Origin of the sequence: Roseimicrobium gellanilyticum (genome assembly GCF_003315205.1) — a bacterium.
Lineage (GTDB): Bacteria > Verrucomicrobiota > Verrucomicrobiia > Verrucomicrobiales > Verrucomicrobiaceae > Roseimicrobium > Roseimicrobium gellanilyticum.
The window spans coordinates 870,848-893,854 of record NZ_QNRR01000002.1; the positions used below are offsets into that span (position 1 = coordinate 870,848).

The following is a 23,007-nucleotide window of genomic DNA, read 5'->3' on the forward strand; positions in this document are numbered from 1 at the left end:
CCTCCCCCCAAGAATTCGAGCATGATTGAGATAGATGACCTGACGATGGACTACGGCAGCCTGCGGGCGCTTGACGGTCTGACCCTCAATATCCCCCAAGGGGAATTCTTCGCATTCCTGGGCCCCAATGGCGCAGGCAAGACGACCGCCATCAAACTCCTGACCGGGCTCATGCGGCCCGTCCGCGGGTCCGTGAAACTTTGCGGCTACGATGTGCAGAAGGAGCCCCTCAAGGCCAAAGCCGTGCTTGGGTATGTGCCGGACGTGGCAGTTTTTTACGAGAAGCTGACCGCTCTCGAGTTCATGCGGTTCATCGCGGACATCTTCGAAATGGACGAGGCCCAGGCCGAGGAACGCGGAGCGGATCTCTTCAAGAAATTCCACCTCGACCACTATGCGCACCAGCGCATCGAGAACTTGAGCCACGGCACGCGGCAGCGGCTGGCCATCACCAGCGCGCTCCTTCATGAGCCGAAGGTTTTTGTAATCGATGAACCCATGGTGGGCCTGGACCCCATTCACGCCCGGGTGGTGAAGCAGGAACTGAAGGAACGCAGCCGTGCCGGCATGACCATTCTCATGTCCACGCACCTGCTGAACATCGCGGAAGAACTCGCCGACCGCATCGGCATCCTGCACAAGGGAAAACTGATTGCGCTGGGTACCATGCAGGAACTCCAAAGCATGCGTGCAAGCAATGGGAAACGACTTGAGGAACTCTTTCTTGAGATGGTATCGGGTGATTCCGATTGAGCGTAACCGCCCCGTTCCATTTTCATCTTATTTCTTCCATGTCTGATTCTGTGAAGCCACCCTCGCGCACCCTCATTGTCATGGGTGTGAGTGGTTGTGGGAAAAGTCTCATTGGCGCCATGCTGGCGAAGGCCCTCGGTGGTGTGTTCGATGATGGTGACGATTTTCATCCTCCCGCCAACAAGGCGAAGATGTCCCAGAAGATCCCGCTGACGGATGAGGATCGCTGGCCATGGCTGGCGAATCTGCGGGAGCGCATTCTGGAAATGCGACCGAAGATCGCCTGGCACGTGGTGGCCTGCTCCGCCCTGAAGCGGAAGTATCGCGATCTACTGCGAGGGGATGACACGACGGAGCAACTGCAGTTCGTCTACATGCGCGGCAGCAAAGAACTGATCGCCTCCCGGCTGAATGCGCGGAAGGGACACTTCTTCAAGCCCGAGCTGCTGGACTCCCAATTCGCCGCGCTGGAGGAGCCGGAAGCAGGGGAAGCCATTGTGGTGGATATCTCCGGCACGCCGGAGGAGATTGTACAGGAGGTGCTGAGGGTGCTTGGGCAGGAACAGGCAGCTGCTTCAAACTAGGCGTTAGCCCGGCTCTTCGGAAGAGCAGCCTCTTGGATTTACGGTGGCCCGTGCTTTAGTCGCGGATTCGCCACACCACGAAGCCATGTCCACCGCCACTCTTCATTTCTGGAACTGGGACCGCCCGGTGCTGGAGCATGCTGTGGCAGAGCTGACCTCTGGCTGGAAGTCGGGTGCGCTTGATCTGAGCGATGCCGTCATCGTGTGCCCCACAGCGGAAGCGGTGCGCCGTCTGCGACAGGCCTTGGCCGAGGCAGCATCGAAGCGTGGCAGTGCGGTGATGGCCCCGCATGTGTGGCACCCGGCCAGTGCGCTGAGTCCATTGGCAGACCAGCAACAGCAGCATGCCATCGCGCCGATACTCCAGGAACGCATGGCTTGGAGCGAGGTGCTGATGAAGGCTCGTGTGGTGGAAATGCAGGCGCTGTTCCCTTCGCTGCCGGAATCGCGTGATCTGGGTTGGGCATCGTCCGTGGCAGAGACGCTGCGAAAGACACGCCATGCCCTCGGAGCTAGTGGACATACCATGGAGTCTGCAGCGCAGGAACTGGGGGGCATGGATTCCACGGAACGCTGGCAGCATCTGGCGGAGTTGGAGAAAGGCTATCTACAACAACTGGACGCATGGGGCCTGGAAGATGCACAGGAGTACAAGCGGCATGCGGCCCGCCATCCCATGCTGCCCGAGGGCGTGCACCGGGTGCTGGTATGTGCGGTGGCAGATGCACCACCGCTCTTCCTGCAATGGCTGCTGGCCCTGCCAGAGGAGATTGAGACAAACATCTTTGTGCATGCACCGGAAACCATGCGCGGCTGTTTCAGCGGGCTCGGTGTGCCGCTGCCTTCTGCCTGGGGAGACGAAGCCGTGCTGAGCTGTCCGGTGCCGCACTCGCATATGCGAAGCGTGACCGGACCAGAGGAACAATCGCGTCTCGCGGTGAAGTTGCTGACAGCCATGGCGGCGCAGGGATTGCCCGTAGCCATCGGCACGTGTGATCCCACGCTGGCCAGTTCGCTGGAGGGCACGCTCTCCGCTGAGGGCGCTCGCGTGTACAATCCCGCGGGCCGCTCCGCACGGCAGCACATCATTGCCCAAGTGCTTCGCGCAGGATGGAAGTCAGCAACTTCCGCTTCATGGCGTGCCTGGCTGCCCTTTCTGCGGATGGATGATGTGATGCGGGCGATCTGCCGCGATGCGAATGCCAAGCCCACGGAGGTGCTCATCGTTCTGGATGACTTCCATGCCGTGCATCTTCCTCCCACGATTGAAGATGCGGTGAAACTCTCCGCAGGGAAGGAGGACTATGCCAAGGTGCATGCGGCGCTGACTGCCGCGATGAAGGCGTCGGAAATCTGGGGTGCGGGTTCATGCGTCGCTGCCGTGCGCGAGTTCCTGCTGTGGCTCTATGGCGAGCGCAGCTTCGACACGGCAAAGGAATCGGATCGTCACTTCGGTGAGATCTTTGGTGAGGTGCTGCGCCTTGCCGCGGATGTGGATGCAGTGCGGGGCAGCGCCTCACCCATGGACCTTCTCGGCCAGGTGCTGGATGCGCTGGAGGAGTCGCAAATGAGTGACCTGCGCGGCGAGTCAGAATTGGTCATCTATGGCTGGCTGGAGTTGCCGTGGGAACCCTCGCCAGGCCTGGTGATCACCGGCTTCAATGATGAGCATGTGCCCGGCAATCCGGGCAACGATCCCTTCCTGCCAGATAAAGCTCGCGAGAAGCTTGGGCTCTCCTGCCAGGCCTCACGACGCGCTCGTGATACGTATCTGCTGCATGCCATGGCAGGACAGCGTGAGGTGCAGGGCTCTCTCCACATCCTTCTTGGGAGGGTGAGCAAGGACAGCGATGCGCTGCGCCCCTCCCGCCTGCTGCTGGATGCCAGCGACGAGGCTCTGCCCGGGCGTGTGCGGCATCTCTTTCCGCAGGAGGAAGAGAGCACCGGCCAGTCACGCCCCGCACGCACGCTGGCGTTTGGATTGCGTCCCGAGCTGAAGCCATGGAAAGCGCAGAAGATCTCGCCCTCCGATCTGCGTGCGTATCTCGCGTGTCCCTTCCGCTTCTATCTCTCGCGAGTGCTGCGCATGGAGGCCGTGGAGACCGGGCAGCGTGAAATGTCGCCTGCGGACTTCGGCAGTCTGATGCACGCCGTGCTGGAGTCTTTTGGACGGGATACGATGATTTCCACCAGCACGAATGAACTGGAGATCGCCTCATGGCTGGAAGATGCGCTGGAGAAGCACGTGCGCGCACGCCATGGACTGCAGCCGCTCTTTGCCGTGGCCCTTCAGGCGGAGTCAATGCGGCAACGCTTGCGCGCCTTTGCCAGGATTCAGGCGGAGCAGCGCAGTGATGGATGGCGTATCATTGCAGTGGAAGAGCGCATGGATGAATCCTGGGGTGCCACGATCGGCGGTGTGCCACTCGTGGGTACCATTGACCGCGTTGAGCGTCACGACAGCACGGGAAGAATGCGCATCGTGGACTACAAGACCGCGCGTCTCAAGCAGGGTCCTGCAGGTGCCCATCGACGCAAGGTGAGAGCCGAAGAACTGGCTGATGAGACGCAGAAGTGGAAACACTTCACCGATGGCAAAGGGCATCTCATGCGCTGGGTGGATCTGCAGCTTCCTCTGTATGTGGAAGCTGCACGCAGGAAGTGGCCCGAAGCCGGCGAAATCGAAGCCGCCTACGTCTGCCTGCCGGCCACGGTGGAAGACATCAAGCTCCGCCCGTGGGAAGGACTGGATGAGCACCTGCTCTCCAGTGCCTGGCTATGCGCTGAGCGCGCGGTGCAACTGATGAAGGATGGCGTCTTCTGGCCGCCAGCCAGTGAAACGGACTACGATGCCTTCGGCGAAATTTTCGCCGGGGATGTGATGCACGGAGTGCTGCCACCAGAAGCATGGAAAGGAGGTCGTGTCTGATGGCCAAACGTGCCAGTTCCAAGTCTCCCGCAGCGGCACCCTCCACCAGCGAGGTGATGATGAATGAGCTCATCCGCGCCTCCGCCGGCACGGGGAAAACCTACGCGCTGGTGCAGCGCTACCTGTGGCTGTTGGAACGCGGTGTGGAGCCGGAGCGCATCGCGGCAATGACCTTCACCCGCAAGGCGGCAGGTGAATTCTTCGAGCGCATCCTGCAGGAGCTGGCCACGCGAGGCACGAAGGAAAACGGTGAGGCAGCGATCGCGCTACTGCGCAAGATGGTGCGGCGCATGGACCGGCTCCGGCTCGGCACGATTGACGCCTTCTTCATGGCGATGACCCAGTGCCTGCCCTTCGAACTTGGCCTTACCGGTCAGACCGGGTTGATGGGGGAAGAGGATTTCGTGCAGGCACGCGATGAGGTGCTGGACTCGCTCATGCTCTCCATCACCCGCATCGACGACCGCAGCATGCTGGATGAGCTTCGCGAAGCCTGGAAGGATGCCAGCCACGGGCATGAACAAAACCGCCCCGCGGAAGCGCTTTCATCATGGTGTAATAGATTGCATCAGCTCTACATCGAATGCTCCGATGCTGAACGATGGGGAGGGGAGTCGGTCATCTGGCCGGACAAGAAGGCAGGCTTGGAGCTGATCCCGGCACTGAACCGGCTGCAAAGCCTCCTGGTGTTGGGCACGTTCGACAAGCGGGCACAGGCAAAGTGGGAGGACTTCTTCCTTGAGGTGGCCACATTGCCGGTCACTGGCAAACTGGGCGGGACCGTTCAATACATGATGGACTCGAAGCGGGGCGTGCATGCAGACCTCCGCCGCGGGACCGACTGGATGATGTGGCGGAAACGGATGCTCACTCCGGATGAAGGCTCGGCGCTCGCGGATGTGCTGGACGCCATTGTGGTTGCAGTACTGAAGACCCACATCCGCCGCTCACGCGCGCAGTGCCGCATCATGCAGATGTATGAGGGCAGCTATCATCGCCTCGTACGCGGGCGGGGACGCCTGGTGTTTGGCGACCTTGCCTGGCTGCTCAGCGGCAGGCTCGGTGCAGGCAGCGGGGACACCTGGGAGTCTGTCCGTACCGCCGTGGAGTACCGCATGGATGCGCGCTACGACCACTGGTTGCTGGATGAGTTCCAGGACACCAGTGAGAGGCAGTGGGAGGTGCTTTCTCCCTTGCTCGAAGAAGCGCGCCAGGATGTGGCAGAGGAGAGAAGCGTGTTCCTTGTCGGTGACTTGAAGCAGAGCATCTACCTCTGGCGCCAGGCGGAACCGGAGATCTTCCACCATGTAGAGCACACCTGGGCCGGCAATCGCCTGGAGATCACGCCCCTCAATCAAAGCTACCGCTCCTGTCCGCAGGTGATCGAAATGGTGAACACCGTCTTTTTGGAGGCGGAGCCGGTGCTGGAGGCGATGTTTCCAGGGATTGGCCACCTCTGGGCGTACGAGGAGCATCGGTGCTCAACAAAAGTTGCTGAACTCTCCGGACACGCCGCGCTCATCCATGTGGGTGGTGAGGGCGAGGAAAAGGAAGGTGATGCCGACACCGGGAGTGATCCGCTGACGGACGCCGTGGTGACACTGATACGGGAGATCAATCCGCTCGATCGAGGCCTCTCCTGTGCTGTTCTGGTGAGGAAAAACGATACCGCCCGCCTCATGAGTGACACCTTGCGCGCCCGCCTTGGCGTGGAGGTAATCTGCGAGAGTGAGGAGACCGTGCTGGTGGACAATCCCGCCACCCTGGCGCTGCTCAGTCTGGTACAGCTCAGTGTCCACCCGTCGGATACCCTCGCATGGCAGCATCTATCCATGACCCCGCTGGCCGCCCAGCTTGAGAAGGAGGAGATCAGCCCCGCACTACTGAGTGCTCGCGTGCGCAGGGAGATTTCCGTCTCCGGGTTCCTGCCAGTGCTGCGCGATTGGGCTCAGCAACTTCGCGACTGCATGACCGCGACGGACGCATTCACCGAGCGGCGGCTCACGCAGCTTCTTGATTTCGCCGCAGCCTTCGATGAGACAGGGAGTCGTGATGCGGATGATTTCCTGCGGCGCGCCCGTGCGCATGCACTGCGGGAGGATGCCGTGGGCGCGAGGGCCATCCAGGTCCTCACCGTGCACAAGAGCAAGGGCCTGCAGTTTGACGTGGTCATCCTTCCTGAACTCCAGGGCGAGGCGCTGGACACAGTGACTCGCAACCGCCTCTTTGTCTCCCGCAGCCCGCGCGGCGGTGTGCAGTGGATTCTCGACAAGCCGGACAAAATCATCATTGATGCGGATGCCACGCTCAAGGCAGAGCTACAGCGTGAGCAGGCAAGGAGAGCCTTCGAAGGCATCTGCCGCCTGTATGTGAGCATGACTCGGGCGAAGCTCGCGCTTTATGCCATCACGGCAGAACGCTCCCGCGACTCCAGCCGAAACGAAGCCGGCCTGCTGAAACAGCGACTTGGAGCCACGGAGCCAACACCTTACGCCATGGGAGCTCTCGAGGCGGATTGCCTTTGGGAAACGGGTGACCGTCGCTGGCACCATCACATCCCAGAAATGCCGCCCGTACACCTGCCGGAGTTGGCTCGTACGGAGGGGCCAAAGCTGGGCGATTTGCTACGTGAGGTGAATGCCACCGTGCAGCGTCGAGCACCATCAGGAGAGGAATCGTTCCAACTCACCGGCAAAGAGTTTGCCTCACCAGCCCGTGAGGTAAAGCGCCTCCATGGCGTGCAGGTGCATGAGATGCTGTCCCTGGTGCCGTGGCTGGAGAGCGCAGGAGACGTGCGCCATCGCTGGCAGGAGAGGGGGTATGACCTCGATTCCGCAGCTGCTCAACAGGCGTGGGAAGTGCTGCAGGAACCTTCCATCAACGCATGGTTCACGCGGGGGAATTCCAAACGCGAGGCCTGGGTGGAAAAGCGGTTCGATCTGGTCACCGGAGACGGTTGGATCAGTGGCATCTTGGACCGCGTGGTGCTGGAGACGGATGGCTCTGGTGGGTACACCTCAGCCACGATTCTGGATTTCAAGACAGACGAGGTCGTTGATGAAGCCGCTCTGCTTGAGCGGGTGCAGGGATACGTGCCCCAGTTGAAGCTGTACCATGAAGCCGTGCAACGTCTGGCAGGCCTGCCAGCGGTCTCAGTGAAGGCAGTTCTCATTTTCACCGCCTCCCGCCGGCCATGGTCCGTGGACTTGACCGCGAGGTAAGGTCGCGTTTTGTATCGGTGTGAGCCGAAAACGGACGCCAGCAATGCAGCCCGATGATGCGGGAGCTACCGCCCTCGTGGCCGCCGCCATGTTGGAAGGTCATATCGAGCTTCCCATGCTCGCGGCCCTGGGGGTGGCTCCGGCGCAACTCGACAGGCTCTTCGACCGGGGCCTGCTGGAAGCTGTCGGAGCATCGTCCGCCCGGCTGTCCGCGAAGGTGGATGCCTCAGCGACACTCAATGTCATGTCCTGGTCCCGGCGCAGGCAGTTGCATGAACGCATCGCCGGGTTGCTGGCCACCAAGGCGGACAGACAAATGGAGGCAGCCAAACACTATGCCGCCGCGTGTTGCTATCCAGAAGCACGGCGGTTGTGGGTGAAGATCGCGCAAAAAGCCTGTGAGGAGAAGCGGTATGCGGATGCACTCTCCGCACAGGAGGAGACACTGCGTATCTGGCCCGCGAACGAGGAGACGGATACGCGCATCCAGTTCATCAAGGACATGATCCGCTGTGCCCGCAACTGTGGTCGACTCGACAGTGCCGGCGAGAGGCTGCATGAACTGCTGGAGATCGCTGACCTCGCGCAGGACCATGAACTGAAAGCGGATGCACATCATCAGCTTGCGGACATGGCCTTGCTGAATCTCGACTACACGTCCGCACGTACGCATTTGCAAGCCGCGGCGGAACTCGCTGAAAAGTCAGGGGATGAGGAGGAAGCAGTTCGCCGATGGTTCGCTTTCGCTTCGTTCCTTGCCGACCAGATTCGTCCGAAGGAAGCACATCGTACACTGACCCATGCCATCACCCTTTTGGGCAGGAGAGACGCACCGGCATTGCGATCTCAATTGCTCGGCTATGAGGGGCTACTGCTCTCCATGATGGGCGATGCGCCTGCTGGGCGAAAACAGGTGGAAAAGGCCATGGCCATCGCGATGGAGCACCGGCTGGAGCCGGAGGTTTCCAATGCATACCGACGGCTCGCAAATCTCAACGAGTATGCCAGCGACTACTCCGGCGAGCGGGATGCCCATCAACAAGCCATCCGCCTGTGCAAGAAACAAGGAGCGAAAGAGGGTGAGCAATCCTGCATGATGTGCCTGTCCTATGCCTTCTTCCGCATGGGTGAGTGGAGGCGCGCGCAGGATACCGCGAAGAAAGTCATGGATGATGCAGAGGCGCATCCCTTGCTCCGCGCAGGCTCCATGGGGGTACGCTCCTTGATTGCCGCATTCCGCGGAGAGCATCGGCAGGCGCGCCAGTGGATGGAGGAGGCTTCATTGCAGATGCGCCGTCACGGTGTGTTGAGTCTGGAGTTTCATCTCATGTGGGCTCAAGGGTACAGCTTCGAGGCATGCAGCGAGCTGTCTGCGGCCGCCCATGCCTACGGCAGGCTGCTGGACTTCTGGGGCGAAACGGAAGACCGCCATGATGTGGCGCCCGGTGCCATGGCTGCCGCGGCCTTCTTTGCTGACCATGGAGAATGGAAACGCGTGGCTCAGGCAACGGACATTCTGCATGCCGTGGTCAATGCCAACGACAACGAAGAGACCCGAGCAGCACGACTCGCCGTAATGGGCGAGGCAGACCTTGGCAAAAACGACGTGCAAGCCGCCATCGTGCACCTCACAGCGTCACGTGATGGCTATGATCGGCTGGGCACTCCGGTAGAGCGGGTGATGGTGCGTCGACGGTTGGCCCGGTTGCTGACTCAAGTGGGCAAAGGAAATGAGGCCAATGTGGAATATGAGGCTGCCTCTGCGATTGCGAAGGACCTGGGCATGCGTCCCCTGCTGGCCAGCCCTTCGAAACAACATTTTCCACAGGCGAAAGAAGCAAGCTCAGAGCTTCTCACTGGTCGTCAGCGCGATGTGTTGCAATTGCTTGCCGATGGTTTCACGAACAAGGAAGCTGCGGATCGGCTGCACCTGAGCCCACGCACGGTGGAGATGCATGTAGCGGCCCTACTGGATCGCCTGAACTGCCGCACACGTGCAGAGGCCATCCGCCGTGCTGCGGAGATGAAGCTCCTGGGGTGACGCGTGGCTCAGGCAAAGGCCTGTGTGAACGACTGGCAAGGCTACTTCCGCAGCAGCTTCGCCACACGATCCAGCATGCCCTTCAATGCTTCAGAAGTGATTGGCTTGGTGAGATGCTCTACGAATCCAGCATCACGACTCGCCGCGATGTCCTCCTCCATGCCATACCCACTGACGGCGACACCCACGAGTCCAAACTTCTTGTGCAACTGCCCCATGAGTTCCAAGCCGGATTTGTCCGGTAATCCGAGGTCGCTGATCACCAGTTCGAGTTTCTCTTTGGAGGCTGCCTCCAGGGCTTCCTGGGCATTCGATGTGGCAACGACCTCACAGTGGTACTTGCGAAGGATGATGGTCATCGCACGGCGGGTGTCGGCATGATCCTCGACCAAGAGCACCCGCACCGGTTTGCCCGGTGCAGAAGTCTTCGCCCCCATCTTCGCGGAATCGTGTTCCTTGCCGTTTCTTCCTTTGAGCGGGAGCGTGAGCGTGAAGGTGGCGCCCTTGTTTTGCCCAGCGCTCTTCGCTTCAAGGGTGCCCTGGTGCTGCTCCACAATGGATCGGCAGATCATCAAGCCCAGCCCAAGGCCACCAAACTGCCGTGTGATGTGCCGGCCACCCTGCTCAAAGGGCTCAAACATCTTGCGCACCATGTCCGGCTCGAATCCAATGCCGGTGTCTGTAACTTCCACAGAAATGCTCCTGGCCGAATCATTCCAGGTGCGGATGGAAATGGATCCTCCCGGCGCCGTGAACTTCGTGGCGTTGCGGATGAGATTCCACAGCACCTGCTGCATGCGCACGGGATCCATGCTGCCACCGTGGTGTTTCGCACGCAGTTCCAGTGCGAGCACCTGACTCTTGGATTCGACCTCGGTCTGACAGATGGCGAGTGCCTGCTCCAGCACAGCATGAAGATCTGCTTGAGCGAGGTTCAGCTCCAACTTTCCGCGCGCGATCCTCGTGAGATCCAGAAGGTCATCAATCAACCGCGCCTCCAGCTCAATGTTCCGGCGAATGATCTCGAGTTCGCGCCTGGCTGCCCCAGCCAGACCACCTTCTTCCTCCAACTGCTTGAGTCCGAGCAGGGCAGGGGTGAGAGGCGTGCGGAGCTCGTGGCTGAGCGCGGCAAGGAAACTGTCCTTCGCGAGATTTGCCTGCTCCGCCACTTCCTTGGCGAGTCGTGTGTTCTCCGTTTCACGCTGTTCGGTGAGATCGGTAACCACAAGACAGATGACCTCCTGCTCGGGAAGGGGAAGTTTGCTGGCCGTCAGTGTCACTGGCAGCACGGCACCCTTCTGAAGGCCCAATTGCGTTTCATGCTTCACGGACTCTTCATCCGAGCCCAGCACGCTGGAGACCTCGCACCACGCTTCTTCCGTGAGAAATCGCTGCAGGCTCTCACTGATCACCTTCTCCAGGGGAAGACCCACCATGTCCGCAAAGCGACGATTGGCGAAAAGGATGAGACCTTCAGGCGATACTGTCACGGCACCTTCCTGCATCTGCTCCACATAGACACGGTACGGGTGATCGGAGCCAGCGAGACTGTAGACCTGATCGCCATTGTCCCCATGCACCACCAGTGCATCCACCTCACCATTGCGAATGGCTTCGAGCGTTTCCTGGGCTTCGCGAAGGCGATCATTGAGCGCGCCAAACTCCTCATGGCTCACCCAATAACCTCTGCCATTGTTGCCTTGGGCAACCCGGCTCCGACTGGCGGAAGATGTGGCGGCGGCCTTCTTCATATCTTTGCCCAGGTCGGCGTCGACCCCTGCGGAGCATCTTTGAGATTCAGCGCGACGAGGATCTTGTCCCTGTCAGCGAGATTTCCCACGACGCGACGCATGGGTTCGGGGAGTTCCTTGATGAGAGTGGGGGCGGCCACGATCTGGCTGCCCCTCGCTTCGGTGGGTTGTTGGAAAATATCCACCACCTCCAGATCATAACGACCCTGCAATCGCTCCTCGCACAGGGCACGAATGGTGGAAATAGCCTGGGTGGAGCGCGGGCTGGAGCCGGAGACAAAAAGCTTCAGCACATATCTCTGGCCATCGTGCACGCCTTTGAGCAGACGCTCGAATTCCTCGGTCACGTCGGCAGCGTCCTTTTTGGGAACGGGAGATTTCTTGGGAGAGGGCATGTTACTGTGACCGCCGGACTAGCTCGACGGGATCGGTTTGAGGTCCATACCCACCATCACACGCTCGAGATTCGAAAGGTCGCCAATGATGCGCTTGATTGGCTCCGGCAGCTTCCGCACCAGGGTGGGGATGGCGAGGATCTGATCATTCTGCGCAAGCTGCGGTTTCTTCACCAGATCGATGACCTCGATCTCATACCGGCCTGCGAGGTGCTCTTCGCAGAGGCGCTTCAGGTTGGCGAAGGCCGTGAGGGACTTCGGCGTTTGTCCGGCCACGTAGAGCCGGAGCTTCCAGCTATCGTGATCCTCAGAGGCTGCTGCCTTTGGCTTGACGGCCTTTTTTGCCGATTTCTTGGTGATTTTCTTCCTGGCGGCGCCTGCGCTCATGTGTGGGAGTCCTCTCGTATCGCTTCTCGTTCTATTTCCGGCTGCGTGCCATGGCATCTCGATCCTGTTCGAGCGTGTTCGCAGCGAGCTGGCTGGCATTGCGCATGCGCGCAAACTCCTCCTCCTCGGCCTTGAATCCGGCCTGCAGCGCCTCGATCTGGGCCAGCATGGCTTTGCGGCGGTGCTCCATGGCCATCTCCTTGCGGCGGAGTTCATCCTTGAGTACCAGCTTGGTGGCCTTTTCCCGGGCCTCCTGGCTGAGCCGGGCAGATCCGGTGAGCACACCTTCAGCACCGAGATAGGGTACTACGAGCTTGATGCCCTTCGAGCTGATGAGGAACTCACGCACCTGGTTGGAGTGGTTCATGCCGCGCGACTTGAGCACGTACAGGGCGCGATTGCGTTCACCACCCAGTTCGATGTCGCGCAGCAGCAGCCAGGTGTCGACCATGGAGCTGAGCCCTTCGTCCGTGGACTCCTGCTGATTTCCCATGGAGCCGAGACTGATGAGGAAGCCGGTAATCTTCTCCTTCCTCAGGAAATCCACCAAGCGAATGAGCATGGAGGAGGAATCCTCAAGCGTGCCAGCGGACTGCAGATTGGAAATGGGATCCACAATCACCACCGAAGGCTTGAACTCGGAAATGAGTTTATGCATGAGCACCAGATGCATCTCCAGGCCATGCACCGTGGGGCGGGTCGAATGAAACTGCAGGAGTCCTTTCTTGGTCCACTGGTCGAGGCGAATGCCGATCGAGCGCATGTTCCGCTGAATCTGCGACGGAGATTCCTCGAAGGAAAAATAGAGGCAGCGCTCGCCGCGGCGACATGCGGCGTCCGCCAGATGCGCGGCCACGCTGGACTTCCCGGTGCCCGCGGTACCGCTGAGCAGGACGGTGCTGCCGCGGAAGTAGCCTTCGCCACCCAGCATCTCGTCCAACGCCGGGATGCCCGAGGATACGCGCTCGCTTGACACGGTGTAGTCCATGCCCGTGGCGGTGATGGGCAGGACGGAAATGCCCTTCTCATCAATCAGGAAGGGGTATTCATTCGTACCGTGCGTTGAGCCTCGGTACTTCACCACGCGCAGGCGGCGCGTGGAGATTTGGCCATAGACCCGGTGATCCAGCAGGATTACGCAGTCGGACACATACTCCTCCAATCCCTGCCGGGTAAGCTGGCCCTCGCCACGCTCACCGGTGATGATGGTGGTCATACCGCGTTCCTTCAGCCAGCCAAAAAGACGGCGCAACTCGGAGCGGAGGATGGCTTGATTGGTGAGGCCGGAGAAAAGTGTCTCGATGGTATCCAACACCACGCGCTTCGCCTTGATTTGATCAATCGCGTAGCCAAGGCGGATGAAAAGTCCTTCGAGATCATACTCGCCGTTCTCCTCAATCTCGCTGCGTTCGATGTGGACGTAATCAATGATCAGCTTCTTTTTCGCGATGAGTTCATCCACGTTGAAGCCGAGCGAGGCGACGTTCTTTTTGATGTCTTCCACGCCTTCCTCGAAGGTCATGAGCACGCCGGGCTCGTTGTATTGGATGGCGCCGCGGATCAAAAACTCAATGGCGAGAAGGGACTTGCCGCAACCGGCCGAGCCACACACCAGCGTTGGCCTGCCCTCAGGTACGCCTCCATTGGTGATCTCGTCGAGTCCGGTGATGCCGGTTGGCGCTTTCTTCAGCAGGGGAGGAGAGGAGGCTGTCTTAGCCATGTGTGTCGCGGTTGTTGCGGGAGAGGATAGCCGTTGCAGGATTTCCAATATGCGGATGAGAGTCAAGGCGAAACGCCGGAACGGACTCCGAGATGATGAAAATCTGTTGGAGTAAATTCCACGAACGAAGGTTTATCGCCATACATGTTTATGCACCAAATTCCCAATGACGCGCGGGAGCTTCTACAGCCATACTGGTGAGTGTCCGCGAACCAGTCGCTGCCATGAAAACAAAACTCCTTTCCCTTGGCGCTGCCCTCTCCGCCCTTCTGAGCCTTGCAAGCTGCACGACCGTGGAAGTGCCACCACCTACGGTGGTGACGACGACCACTACTACTCAGGAAACTGTGAGGTCCATCCAAACGCATACTCCCGGGATGGGCGCGAGCACCACCACGACGCGAACCTATCGCACCTACTAACTCCTGCGGTTGCCTTGCATTGCAAATTTGTAATCCCACCCGTCGCTGGCGAAATGCTGGCGACGGGATTTTGCATTCGCCCCTTTCGCCCCTGTGACGTCAGTCCTTCGTGCCTGGAGGATATGCAGGCACAGCGTAGACATTGAAGGTCACTGCCTCTCCTTGGCCATGATTGCGGAACTGGTGTTTCACACCGGCAGGGATCACGACAAACTGCCCGGTGCACACTGTGACCTCATTCTCACCAATGGTTCCAGTGACACAACCATCCAGAACCAGGAGCACCTGGTCGCTTTCCGGATGATCCTCTGACTCGCCTGTCACCTGCCCTTCAGCAAGGCGCATCATCGCCACCTGGCTCCGCTCCGTGGTGGTGAGCACTTCAAACCAGGACTCCTTCTTCGCGATGTCGTGCGCCAACGGATTGCTCATGGAAGGCATGACCTGTGGCTGGGAAAGGAGTGAAATCAAGGACGCCGCTCTGTGGGCGCCGGGTTGCTCTGAATCTGCTTTTGCGCATCCCGCATCCCTCCTGACCACAAAAGAATCCAGGCACCTGCGGCAGCCAGGACCACGAGGAAGATGAGAATCACGATGCTGAAGGCGCAGCCGCGGTCCTTCTTCAGAGGCTCAGGCTCGGGCGGGAATTGCGGTTCAACTTTCATATCACGTGAGGAAACGATTCCCTACTGAATCGCTCAATCCTCATGCGGCGTCCGTACTCCCGCCAGAGAAGGTGCGCCCGTTCACGTGGGCAGTGACGGAGGCTGCGGTCTGCGCAGGGTAACCTCGCCATCGAGAGGTGCTGATTCGGCTGGCACATCGTCAGACGAATGGGAAGAGGGGAGGGGCGGCGGGGGCGAGGATGAAGTGACGGGGGCCGTGATCACGGCCAGGATCTTTCTCCGGCTGTCAATGAATGCCTCCAAGTCCTGGGGCTTGATACGCTGGTCGAGGCGATACACGAACAGACGGCCACTCACGGCCTCCACGGTCCACCCACGATCACGGTCGAAATGACTGAGCAGGGGCTCGGTGAAGAAACGACGGATGGCGAGCTCATTCATCCCACGCAGCAGATACTTGCTGCTGAACTCCGGATGGGAGGGGAAGTCGATATCCTTGCCGCCGAAGAGGCTGCCCAGTTTGTCTCCCAAGTGCTCGGGACGAAGCTGGAAATGCGGCAGCATGCGCGTGCGCTCATCCTGGAAACAGCAGACCGTTTGCACATGGGTGCGCGCACTTTTGCCACTGCCTTCCGTGAACTGGATGTCGAAGATGCGCGGCTGGCCGGGACCAGGGGGCAGGTAAATGAAGTTCGACAGCTTGCGATTGCGACCGCGCATGCTCAACTCGGAACTGCTGATGAGTTGGTCATCTGCGGGCGTGGAGTTCTGGCGCAAGGTCCAGCCCATGGAGTCCACCGTGTTTTTCAGTGCGCCGGTGCGTTTCCGCTCAAGATACAGAATCACGACCACGATCGCGGCAATGAACAAGAAAGCGCCTGTGATGAGAGCAACGGTGATGGCAATGTTCAGCCATGATTTGTCAGAACCGACCTTCCTCGTCGTGACCGGTTGAGAAGCGGTAGGAGACGGAGGATTCGCAGGAACGACCGGCGTCGCAGGAGGCGTTGCCTGGGAGGGCGGCGTGGGCGCGGGGGGCTCAGGAGCCTTCGCTGGCTGTGGCGGAGATGGCGCTGGAGGTGCTGTTTCTTGCGAGGGTGCTGGTGCGGGCGCCGCCGTGGGAGCACCATACAGCTTCCTCACCTGGTCAAAGAGCGGGCTCTTCACGCCAGCCTCTTCAAGCTCCTTGAAGTCATCCAGCACCGCCTGGCCAAAGGTGCGCTTGTCTGCGTCCGCGTCCCCGAGGGAGGAGTTCTGCTCAGCCTTGTAGATGGCCATGGCCTCCTGCACCTCACCCGTGAGGAGCATGCCATGAGCGAGGTTTGTCTTGATCCAAAGCTGCGTGGGATCCAGACGCAGCCCGCGCCTGGCACTATTCTCCGCCTCGGCAGGACGATTGGCCAGCAACTGCTGGTACGAAAGGCGTCCGTAGATGACGGCGGTGCGCTCGCGCAGCTCCAGTGTGTTCTTGGCAGCCAGCAGCGCATCATATTCCGGCGCGGCCTTTTCAATCATGGCCAGCGCTCGGGCATTGTCATGCATGAGCATGTACACCGTGGCGATGCGATCCTTGTAGTAGGCGCTGAGCTCCCTGTAGAGCGGCCCGTACTCCACGTGATCCACATAGGTGGGCTTCAGCGTGTCCGCATCTTTCAAAGCGAGCGCGAGAAAGGCGAGCGCGGGCTTGTAGTTCTCCTTCTTCAGCTCAGCCTCCGCACTTTGCTCGTGCTGCAGCATCCGGTTGTGCACCACATCCGGATCTTCAATCTTCTGCGCAAGCAGGCCGCTGCCGCACATGGCCAGCAGCGCCATCAGGATCATCCACACCGCGCGGAGACGGGTGGCGCCACCTGGCGCTGCCGAAAGAAGACGCACGCGTTCATCCATGGCGCCAGTGTAGCAGGGTGGATGCCGGTGTGCGTCTTCCAGAGTGAAGTTTTTCAATGCGCGCCCTGCGTCCTCAGCGCGGCTCCCACGAATCCGTAGAAGATGGGATGCGGGTGATTCGGCCGGGAGAGCAGCTCCGGGTGGAACTGGCACGCAACAAAGAAGGGATGACTCTTCAGCTCGATAATCTCCGCGAGCGCTCCGTCTGGCGACGTGCCGCTGATGAGGAAGTCATGGGCCTCCATGCGTTCCTTGAAGTCCGAGTTGAACTCGTAGCGATGTCGGTGGCGCTCCGTGATGGTGGCGCTGTGGTAGAGATCGTACGCCTTCGTACCCGGCAGCAGGTCGGTGACCCACGCACCAAGACGCATGGAGCCGCCCTTCTGCGTGACCTTTTGCTGCTCTTCCAGCAGGCTCACCACGGGATATGGGGTGACCTTGTCAAACTCGGTGCTGTTTGCCTCTTTCCAGCCGCACACATTGCGCGCGTACTCGATGACGGCAATCTGCATGCCCAGACAGATGCCGAAGTACGGAATCTTGTTTTCCCGGGCGTACCGGCACGCAGCAATCTTGCCCTCCGTGCCACGGTCGCCGAAGCCCCCGGGAACGAGGATGCCCTGCACCCCGGTGAGGTAGAGTTCCGCTCCAGCCTTCTCGATATTCTCCGCATCAATCTTCACCACTTCCACCTTCGTGTCGTGGGCTGCGCCGGCATGCACGAGGGATTCATAGATGCTCTTGTACGCGTCATTGAGCTCAATGTACTTGCCCACTACCGCGATGCGCACGTGGTGGGAAGGATTGATGATGCGCTGCACGAACTGTTTCCAACGCGTGAGCTCCGGCGGACGGGTATCAATTTTCAGCAGGCGGCACACGAGGTCATCCAGCTTCTCTTCGTGCAGCTTCAGCGGCACTTCGTAGATGGAGTGCTTCGTGTCGCGGGCCTCGATGACGGCCTCGGGCGCCACGTTACAGAAGAGGGAAATCTTGTCCTTCAGGTCCTGGTCGATCGGCATCTCTGTACGACAAAGCACCACGCCGGGGCTGATCCCGATTTCGCGGAGCTTCGCGATGCTCTGCTGCGTGGGCTTCGTCTTCAGCTCACCCGCCGCGCGCATGTAGATGATGAGCGTGGTGTGGATGAAGAGGCAGTTGTCCTGGCCGACCTCCTGGCCGAACTGACGAATGGCTTCGAGGAAGGGCAGGCCCTCGATGTCCCCCACAGTGCCGCCGATTTCCGTGATGATCACGTCTGCGGTCATCTCGCGAGCCACCTTGCGGATGCGCTCCTTGATCTCATTCGTCACGTGCGGAATCACCTGCACCGTGCTGCCGAGGTAGCCGCCGCTGCGCTCGCGGGCGAGTACGTTCGTGTACACCTGGCCGCTGGTCAGGTTGTTCAGCTTGGAAAGGTTGGTCCCCGTGAAGCGCTCGTAGTGACCCAGGTCCAGGTCCGTCTCCGCGCCGTCGTCGAGCACGTACACCTCCCCGTGCTCATAGGGGTTCATGGTGCCGGGGTCGACGTTGAGGTACGGGTCGAACTTCTGAAGGATGACTTTGAGGCCACGGTGCTCCAGCAGGGTGCCGAGCGAGGCTGCTGCCAGTCCCTTACCAAGGGAGCTGACCACGCCGCCAGTGACGAAGATGTATTTCATTGATGCAGGTGAGGTGTGAGGAGGTGAGCGTCAGGTGTCGGTGATATATCAATTGGAAATCAAAACCTTTTCAATCGCGTCGGCCTGTTCCGGCGTGTCGACTCCGGGGGAGAGGTCCTTGGTGGGCACCACACGAATGCGGGCGCCGTTTTCCAAGGCACGGAGCTGTTCCAGAGATTCGGTCCTCTCCAGGGGAGAGGGAGGCCACTTGACGAACTGAAAGAGGAAATCCCGCTGGAATCCATAGATTCCCAAATGGCGGTACGTGGTGATGCCTGTTCCCGGATTCCGGGGGAAGGGAATGAGCGAGCGGGAGAAGTACAGCGCGTCCTTTTTGGAATCCAGGACCACCTTCACCACGTTGGCGTCGTTCAGATGCGCTTCGTCCTCAATGGGCGCCGCAGCGGTAATCATGGGAACATCCGGCTCGCGGATGAGCGTGAGGGCCAGCTCATCGATGAGGGCAGGGGAAATGAGCGGCTCATCTCCCTGCACATTGATGATGACAGAGTGCTTTGGGAAAGACTTCGCCGCCTCCGCCACCCGGTCCGTACCGCTGGGGTGATTCGGGTCGGTGAGCACCGGCACCGCATTGATCCGCCGGGCCGCGTAGGCGATGCGCTCGTCGTCCGTGGCAATGACCACCTGGTCGACATGCTGGCACTGCAGGCAACGCTCCCAGACGTGCTGGACGAGCGGTTTTCCGGCGATGAGGTGGAGCGGCTTTCCGGGAAATCGAGTAGATCCCCAGCGCGCAGGAATGACAACGAGGACTTGCGAACGTGATGAGGACAAAGTGTGCGGGCGCGGTTTAACTTCCATGCCTCGAAAGAGGGGGGCATGCAAACGGATTTGTGACATTCTGCGCGATGTTTCGCGGGAGTGTAGAAGGTAGGACAGCCTGCACAGAAGCTTGCATGCGAAACGGCCGGGCGCCAGCGCAGCCCTACCTGCTGCAATTCGTTAGAACTGTGGATTCTGTACATCGTATTCACGTCTCTGTTCAAGTGTGCAGATGGGCATGTGCGTTCCCGTGGGAGCTGAATAGGATGCCACGTCCTTGAGTTGAGTTGTGGTCGGGCCCGCAGTATGGTTCAGGATACTGGAATGGAGGTCCGCCATTCGCTCGGAGAAGGGAAAGGCCATGCATGATTTGTACCCTCAAAAGCAGCCGCCAACGGTGTCAGCGGTCACATGGGCATTCGTCATTGGGAGTTTCCTGCCTCCCCTTGCTTTCTGCTGGTATGCGGGCGCAATGGCGCCGGAGAAGGCGCTTGAGGAATGGTGGCGCATCGTGGTCCCTCTTGTAGTAGCCGCAGTGATCGGCGTGGCATTGGGCTGCTGGGTCTCCAGCGATCTGCCACTTGGATGCGCCATCCTGCTGTCTCCACTGATTCCAACCACCTTGTGGTTCACGTTCGGAGTTCTCATGGCGGCCTGGAGCCGGGACGAATTCTTTTCACGGCCATACGTATGGATGTGGGTGTGGCCACTCATTGCGTTTCTTCTATCCACTCCCACTGCCGGAGTGTTTATCCTGACCCGTTGGCTGGTGAAGGGGAGGGTGTGATGGTGAACTCTTGAGGCTTTGAGCGCACCTCGAACAACGACTGTCCCCGATTCGTGACCCATGCCCCTTGAGACCCGCTACATCACCGTCGACCTCGTCGTAAAAGGAAACGGGGAAACCGACCTCCTCGTCGCCGCGCTGGAGGCCAGGGGCTATGTGGCGCAGAAGCACGACTGGGACGATGAACACAAATGGTTTCTAAACATCAGTTGCCCACACGATGTCGACGCTCCCGAAACCTGCATCCTGAGGTGCTGCGAAGACATCGAATCCACGCCCGAAGGAGCGAAGGCTGAGTGGAATGGAGCCAACTACAGGGAATTCTTCATAGGATATGAAACGGGGAAGCATCCCTTCTGCTCCGAAAACCACCTCAAGCCGGAGACCGTGGCAAGAGCAGCAGGGCTGCGAGCGGGAATCGGCATTGCGCTCTATCCTCGGCGCGATGAGCCAGAACCGTGATTTGAAGCTGGCAGCGACTCACCCCGCCCGCCGCACTTCCATCCCAATGAGGCACACGTCATCGTCGAACTCCGCATGCTGTGAAAAGTCACGCACATCACCCAGCACCCGATGCAGCAGATCGTGTGGCGATTCATGGGACCGATGCTCTACCACTTCCGCCAGACGCTCGTGGCTGAAAAGGTCTCCAGACGGATTCTCCACCTCGAAGAGTCCATCCGTGAACAGCATGAAGAAGTCACCCGCCGAGATGTCCTCCCGTCTGGTCTCATAGGTGGCATCCTCGAAGAGGCCCAGTGCCCTGCCAGCGTGGCCGTTGCCATTTCCCATGGAGTGCACACGGCGGGTACGCCGATTAAGCCGTAGCGGTTGTGGATGGCCCGCATTGGCATAGAGCACCTCGCCACGCTCCACATCCGCCACCAGGTAAAATGCCGTGGCGAACATGGTGGAGCCAGTTTGCTTCAGTGATCCAATCATCGCCCGGTTGATTCTCGCCAGCAGATCGCCGGGATCACGCGCACGACTGATTTCCTCACCCACCAGCGCTCGCATCATGGCGGTCACCAGCGCGGCACGCACGCCATGTCCCATGACATCGCAGATGAAGATGCCCACTGCATTGTCCGAGATCGGCATCACATCAAAGTAGTCGCCGCTCACGCCACCGGTAGGGAAATAGAAGCTGAAGAACTTCAGCGCGCTCTCTCCCTTGGCACAATCGGGCGGCACCCTCGGGAATTTCTGCGGCAGCATCGCGAGCTGCAGTTCCCGGGCCATGTTCAGCTCCTGCTCCATCTGCTCGTTCTTTTCCCGCAACTCCTGCGTGCGCTTGATGACCCGCACCTCAAGCTGCTCGTTGAGCGCGCAAAGTTCCTCCTGGGCCTGGTTGCGCTCCACCTCAGCGCGGTCCAGCCGGCCACCCACCAGCGCGGCCACCCGGGCAATGACATAGCCCAGCAACACCGCGACAGACAATGCCGCGAGCGCGGACAGCAGCACCGGGTTCACATGATAGTTCGTCAGCACCCAGTTCCGCACCGCGCCATCGATGAGCACCGCTGCCACGGTCATGGGGAGGAAGGAGCGCAGCAGCAGGGCACGGGTGGAGCTGCCCACGAGCTGATTCAATGGCCAGCCCTCCGGCCCCAGAGAAGCCAGCAACGCGATGCCAAAGCACAGGAACGCCGTGGCCGTGGTGAGCGCCACAGGGATGATGGTGCCGCCATAGAGCAGGGGAGTGCCGTACCAGTATCCCAGCAGCACCACAAGGCTCACCAGCGTCATGCCAAAGGCCGTGATACCTGCAGCCCACGTGCCTGGTCGCAGGGTGGCCAGCAGGAGCGCCACACCACCGAGCAGGAAATTCCCCGCTGTCACCGGCGACATGCGCCCCGTGGGCACCGAGCCGAACATCTCTGGACTCCGCACAAGCAGTTCCTCAAGTCCAAAACGCCACCCCGTGCTGAACTCGATCACCTTCATCACCGCAATACACGAAACCAACGCCGCGGCCACGACCGACACCACACGGAGGCCCTGCCTTGAGGCGAAGAGGCGCACCATCAGCGAGCCGCCCAGCAGCGCGAAGCACAGTGCCGTGCTCGGTGCCATGGGAATATAGCGAGCACGCACACTCGCCAGCAGTGGCCAGCCTCCCATCCAGGCAGCAAGTGTCAGGAAACTCAGCGTAACGGTGAAGAGCGCCCCGGCGAATGCGATGCGGAAATACAGCCGTGGCAGCGCCGGCACTCTCGTGCCGAGCCCGCTCTCATCGGAGGAAGAAGATGCGTCCGTACCAGCCATGCGAGAATGTGATTTCCTGCAACTGAATCGGATGCCACAGGGACATCACGGGACGGGGGCCGCCTAACCAATCGCCCTGTTGCGCTGGGAATCAACCGTTTCTGCAAAGGAACTGGCAGCGTCGATTTCTCTCCGGGGCTGACTGGGGGATTGACTGTTTCGCAATTCCTAGTCAGATCGGGTCCGACAAATAAAGGAAAAACATGGGCCTGTTCGACTTCTTCAAAAAGCAAAAACCAAAAAAACCACCGACGCCCTTCGAGACGCTGGCGGCCCTCAGCAAGTTTCAGAATGTGTCCGAGTGCAATCCAGAGTTCTACACGAAGCACAAGAAGGCCATCGACATGACGGTGGGCTTTATCGGATTTGTCGCCTCGCAACACGAGAGCCTTGCTCAAGTCTTCATCTACAGCGCAGCACCGCTTCCCGGCATTGCCAAGACCGTCGAGAGCGCCATGGCTGCCGCGAAGCTCGAGCAGAGGACGGTCGATTTCATCGACTCAACGATGACCACCATGATGCAGGCCCTGCTGCCTGCAGTGAAGGATCCCGATCTTCCCGACTATCTCACGGAATGCGTCTGGCCAATTGAAGGCGCGTTTGAGCGAGCCTAGCCGGTAGTCGGAGAGGGGACTCCAGCAACACTTGCCTGGAGCGGACCTCCCAGCCAGCATCTGTGATGTCAGAGCCCGCGCGCAGATGGCACATGGCCACTTGGTGTGTTGCCGTGCTTGCGGTGCCAATGCTCTACATGATGAGCCTGCCGGTGGTCACCGCGCCCATTCCGAAACC

19 protein-coding genes are annotated in these 23,007 nt (G+C 60.2%); 9 read left to right on the plus strand and 10 right to left on the minus strand.

Annotated elements, in window-relative coordinates; genetic code table 11:
- Positions 1 to 21: 21 nt before the first annotated feature.
- The 5 genes from DES53_RS08940 to DES53_RS08960 all read left to right on the plus strand — a co-directional run bounded on the left by DES53_RS08940 (position 22) and on the right by DES53_RS08960 (position 9,528).
- Positions 22 to 753, plus strand: a complete 732-nt coding sequence (locus DES53_RS08940) for an ABC transporter ATP-binding protein (RefSeq protein WP_113957875.1) — start codon at positions 22 to 24, stop codon at positions 751 to 753.
- A 38-nt stretch (positions 754 to 791) separates the two neighbouring features.
- Positions 792 to 1,337, plus strand: coding sequence for a gluconokinase (locus tag DES53_RS08945; protein WP_211325486.1), 546 nt, complete (start codon positions 792 to 794; stop codon positions 1,335 to 1,337).
- Positions 1,338 to 1,422: 85 nt separating this feature from the next.
- Positions 1,423 to 4,266 (plus strand): PD-(D/E)XK nuclease family protein, encoded by a 2,844-nt coding sequence (locus tag DES53_RS08950; RefSeq protein WP_113957876.1) that lies wholly within the window; start codon positions 1,423 to 1,425, stop codon positions 4,264 to 4,266.
- Positions 4,266 to 7,487 carry a UvrD-helicase domain-containing protein gene (locus DES53_RS08955; protein ID WP_170156965.1) on the plus strand — a complete coding sequence of 1,074 codons (3,222 nt, stop codon included), beginning with the start codon at positions 4,266 to 4,268 and terminating at the stop codon, positions 7,485 to 7,487. Before DES53_RS08950 ends, DES53_RS08955 begins: the two co-directional genes overlap by 1 nt.
- A 43-nt stretch (positions 7,488 to 7,530) precedes the next feature.
- Positions 7,531 to 9,528, plus strand: a complete 1,998-nt coding sequence (locus DES53_RS08960; protein WP_113957878.1) for a response regulator transcription factor — start codon at positions 7,531 to 7,533, stop codon at positions 9,526 to 9,528.
- 41 nt (positions 9,529 to 9,569) lie between these two features.
- Here DES53_RS08960 and DES53_RS08965 read toward each other — a convergent pair whose 3' ends face one another.
- From DES53_RS08965 to kaiC, 4 genes are read right to left on the minus strand one after another with little or no spacing between them, the layout of a single operon-like run.
- Complete coding sequence (locus DES53_RS08965) at positions 9,570 to 11,279, minus strand: hybrid sensor histidine kinase/response regulator (protein WP_113957879.1); 1,710 nt, start codon at positions 11,277 to 11,279, stop codon at positions 9,570 to 9,572.
- Positions 11,276 to 11,674, minus strand: a complete 399-nt coding sequence (locus tag DES53_RS08970; protein WP_113957880.1) for a circadian clock KaiB family protein — start codon at positions 11,672 to 11,674, stop codon at positions 11,276 to 11,278. The genes DES53_RS08965 and DES53_RS08970 overlap by 4 nt, the downstream gene beginning before the upstream one ends.
- A gap of 18 nt (positions 11,675 to 11,692) precedes the next feature.
- Entirely contained in the window at positions 11,693 to 12,061 is a 369-nt protein-coding gene (locus tag DES53_RS08975) for a circadian clock KaiB family protein (RefSeq protein ID WP_113957881.1), read from the minus strand.
- Between the two features lie 31 nt (positions 12,062 to 12,092).
- Positions 12,093 to 13,781, minus strand: coding sequence for a circadian clock protein KaiC (kaiC, locus tag DES53_RS08980; RefSeq protein ID WP_113957882.1), 1,689 nt, complete (start codon positions 13,779 to 13,781; stop codon positions 12,093 to 12,095).
- 224 nt (positions 13,782 to 14,005) lie between these two features.
- Between kaiC and DES53_RS32465 the strand changes: the two genes are divergently transcribed.
- On the plus strand, positions 14,006 to 14,203 hold the full coding sequence (locus tag DES53_RS32465; RefSeq protein ID WP_147263294.1) for a hypothetical protein: 198 nt from the start codon (positions 14,006 to 14,008) through the stop codon (positions 14,201 to 14,203).
- Positions 14,204 to 14,302: 99 nt separating this feature from the next.
- Here the strand turns inward: DES53_RS32465 and DES53_RS08985 are convergent, their stop codons facing one another.
- The 5 genes from DES53_RS08985 to kdsB all read right to left on the minus strand — a co-directional run bounded on the left by DES53_RS08985 (position 14,303) and on the right by kdsB (position 19,199).
- A complete protein-coding gene (locus tag DES53_RS08985) occupies positions 14,303 to 14,635 on the minus strand; it encodes a cupin domain-containing protein (RefSeq protein ID WP_170156966.1) in 333 nt (110 codons plus the stop codon).
- Positions 14,636 to 14,670: 35 nt separating this feature from the next.
- Positions 14,671 to 14,868 carry a hypothetical protein gene (locus tag DES53_RS08990; protein ID WP_113957884.1) on the minus strand — a complete coding sequence of 66 codons (198 nt, stop codon included), beginning with the start codon at positions 14,866 to 14,868 and terminating at the stop codon, positions 14,671 to 14,673.
- An 81-nt stretch (positions 14,869 to 14,949) separates the two neighbouring features.
- A complete protein-coding gene (locus tag DES53_RS08995; RefSeq protein WP_113957885.1) occupies positions 14,950 to 16,773 on the minus strand; it encodes a tetratricopeptide repeat protein in 1,824 nt (607 codons plus the stop codon).
- The gene (locus tag DES53_RS09000) at positions 16,770 to 18,377 is read right to left on the minus strand and encodes a CTP synthase (protein WP_113957886.1); all 1,608 of its coding nucleotides are present in this window, start codon (positions 18,375 to 18,377) and stop codon (positions 16,770 to 16,772) included. The genes DES53_RS08995 and DES53_RS09000 overlap by 4 nt, the downstream gene beginning before the upstream one ends.
- A 48-nt stretch (positions 18,378 to 18,425) precedes the next feature.
- Positions 18,426 to 19,199 (minus strand): 3-deoxy-manno-octulosonate cytidylyltransferase, encoded by a 774-nt coding sequence (kdsB, locus tag DES53_RS09005; protein WP_113957887.1) that lies wholly within the window; start codon positions 19,197 to 19,199, stop codon positions 18,426 to 18,428.
- Positions 19,200 to 19,521: 322 nt separating this feature from the next.
- Between kdsB and DES53_RS32880 the strand changes: the two genes are divergently transcribed.
- On the plus strand, positions 19,522 to 19,947 hold the full coding sequence (locus DES53_RS32880) for a hypothetical protein (RefSeq protein ID WP_170156967.1): 426 nt from the start codon (positions 19,522 to 19,524) through the stop codon (positions 19,945 to 19,947).
- Positions 19,948 to 20,007: 60 nt separating this feature from the next.
- Positions 20,008 to 20,409 carry a hypothetical protein gene (locus DES53_RS09015; protein ID WP_113957889.1) on the plus strand — a complete coding sequence of 134 codons (402 nt, stop codon included), beginning with the start codon at positions 20,008 to 20,010 and terminating at the stop codon, positions 20,407 to 20,409.
- Between the two features lie 18 nt (positions 20,410 to 20,427).
- Here DES53_RS09015 and DES53_RS09020 read toward each other — a convergent pair whose 3' ends face one another.
- Positions 20,428 to 22,215: a PP2C family protein-serine/threonine phosphatase gene (locus DES53_RS09020; RefSeq protein WP_113957890.1), complete on the minus strand. Its 1,788-nt coding sequence runs from the start codon at positions 22,213 to 22,215 to the stop codon at positions 20,428 to 20,430.
- Positions 22,216 to 22,418: 203 nt separating this feature from the next.
- On the opposite strand from DES53_RS09020, the gene DES53_RS09025 reads away from it, so the two are divergent.
- Positions 22,419 to 22,829: a hypothetical protein gene (locus DES53_RS09025; RefSeq protein ID WP_113957891.1), complete on the plus strand. Its 411-nt coding sequence runs from the start codon at positions 22,419 to 22,421 to the stop codon at positions 22,827 to 22,829.
- The last annotated feature ends 178 nt before the right edge of the window (positions 22,830 to 23,007 follow it).

Excerpts from the sequence above, each read along its gene's own strand:
- kdsB (WP_113957887.1), bottom strand. The coding sequence starts at position 19,199 with ATGGAAGTTAAACCGCGCCCGCACACTTTGTCCTCATCACGTTCGCAA.
- DES53_RS08950 (WP_113957876.1), top strand. The coding sequence starts at position 1,423 with ATGTCCACCGCCACTCTTCATTTCTGGAACTGGGACCGCCCGGTGCTG.
- DES53_RS08985 (WP_170156966.1), bottom strand. The coding sequence starts at position 14,635 with ATGAGCAATCCGTTGGCGCACGACATCGCGAAGAAGGAGTCCTGGTTT.
- DES53_RS09015 (WP_113957889.1), top strand. The coding sequence starts at position 20,008 with ATGCCCCTTGAGACCCGCTACATCACCGTCGACCTCGTCGTAAAAGGA.
- DES53_RS08990 (WP_113957884.1), bottom strand. The coding sequence starts at position 14,868 with ATGAAAGTTGAACCGCAATTCCCGCCCGAGCCTGAGCCTCTGAAGAAG.
- kaiC (WP_113957882.1), bottom strand. The coding sequence starts at position 13,781 with ATGGCTAAGACAGCCTCCTCTCCTCCCCTGCTGAAGAAAGCGCCAACC.
- DES53_RS09020 (WP_113957890.1), bottom strand. The coding sequence starts at position 22,215 with ATGGCTGGTACGGACGCATCTTCTTCCTCCGATGAGAGCGGGCTCGGC.
- DES53_RS08940 (WP_113957875.1), top strand. The coding sequence starts at position 22 with ATGATTGAGATAGATGACCTGACGATGGACTACGGCAGCCTGCGGGCG.
- DES53_RS08970 (WP_113957880.1), bottom strand. The coding sequence starts at position 11,674 with ATGCCCTCTCCCAAGAAATCTCCCGTTCCCAAAAAGGACGCTGCCGAC.
- DES53_RS32465 (WP_147263294.1), top strand. The coding sequence starts at position 14,006 with ATGAAAACAAAACTCCTTTCCCTTGGCGCTGCCCTCTCCGCCCTTCTG.
- DES53_RS08960 (WP_113957878.1), top strand. The coding sequence starts at position 7,531 with ATGCAGCCCGATGATGCGGGAGCTACCGCCCTCGTGGCCGCCGCCATG.
- DES53_RS08945 (WP_211325486.1), top strand. The coding sequence starts at position 792 with ATGTCTGATTCTGTGAAGCCACCCTCGCGCACCCTCATTGTCATGGGT.
- DES53_RS08955 (WP_170156965.1), top strand. The coding sequence starts at position 4,266 with ATGGCCAAACGTGCCAGTTCCAAGTCTCCCGCAGCGGCACCCTCCACC.
- DES53_RS32880 (WP_170156967.1), top strand. The coding sequence starts at position 19,522 with ATGCATGATTTGTACCCTCAAAAGCAGCCGCCAACGGTGTCAGCGGTC.
- DES53_RS09025 (WP_113957891.1), top strand. The coding sequence starts at position 22,419 with ATGGGCCTGTTCGACTTCTTCAAAAAGCAAAAACCAAAAAAACCACCG.
- DES53_RS09000 (WP_113957886.1), bottom strand. The coding sequence starts at position 18,377 with ATGAAATACATCTTCGTCACTGGCGGCGTGGTCAGCTCCCTTGGTAAG.
- DES53_RS08965 (WP_113957879.1), bottom strand. The coding sequence starts at position 11,279 with ATGAAGAAGGCCGCCGCCACATCTTCCGCCAGTCGGAGCCGGGTTGCC.
- DES53_RS08975 (WP_113957881.1), bottom strand. The coding sequence starts at position 12,061 with ATGAGCGCAGGCGCCGCCAGGAAGAAAATCACCAAGAAATCGGCAAAA.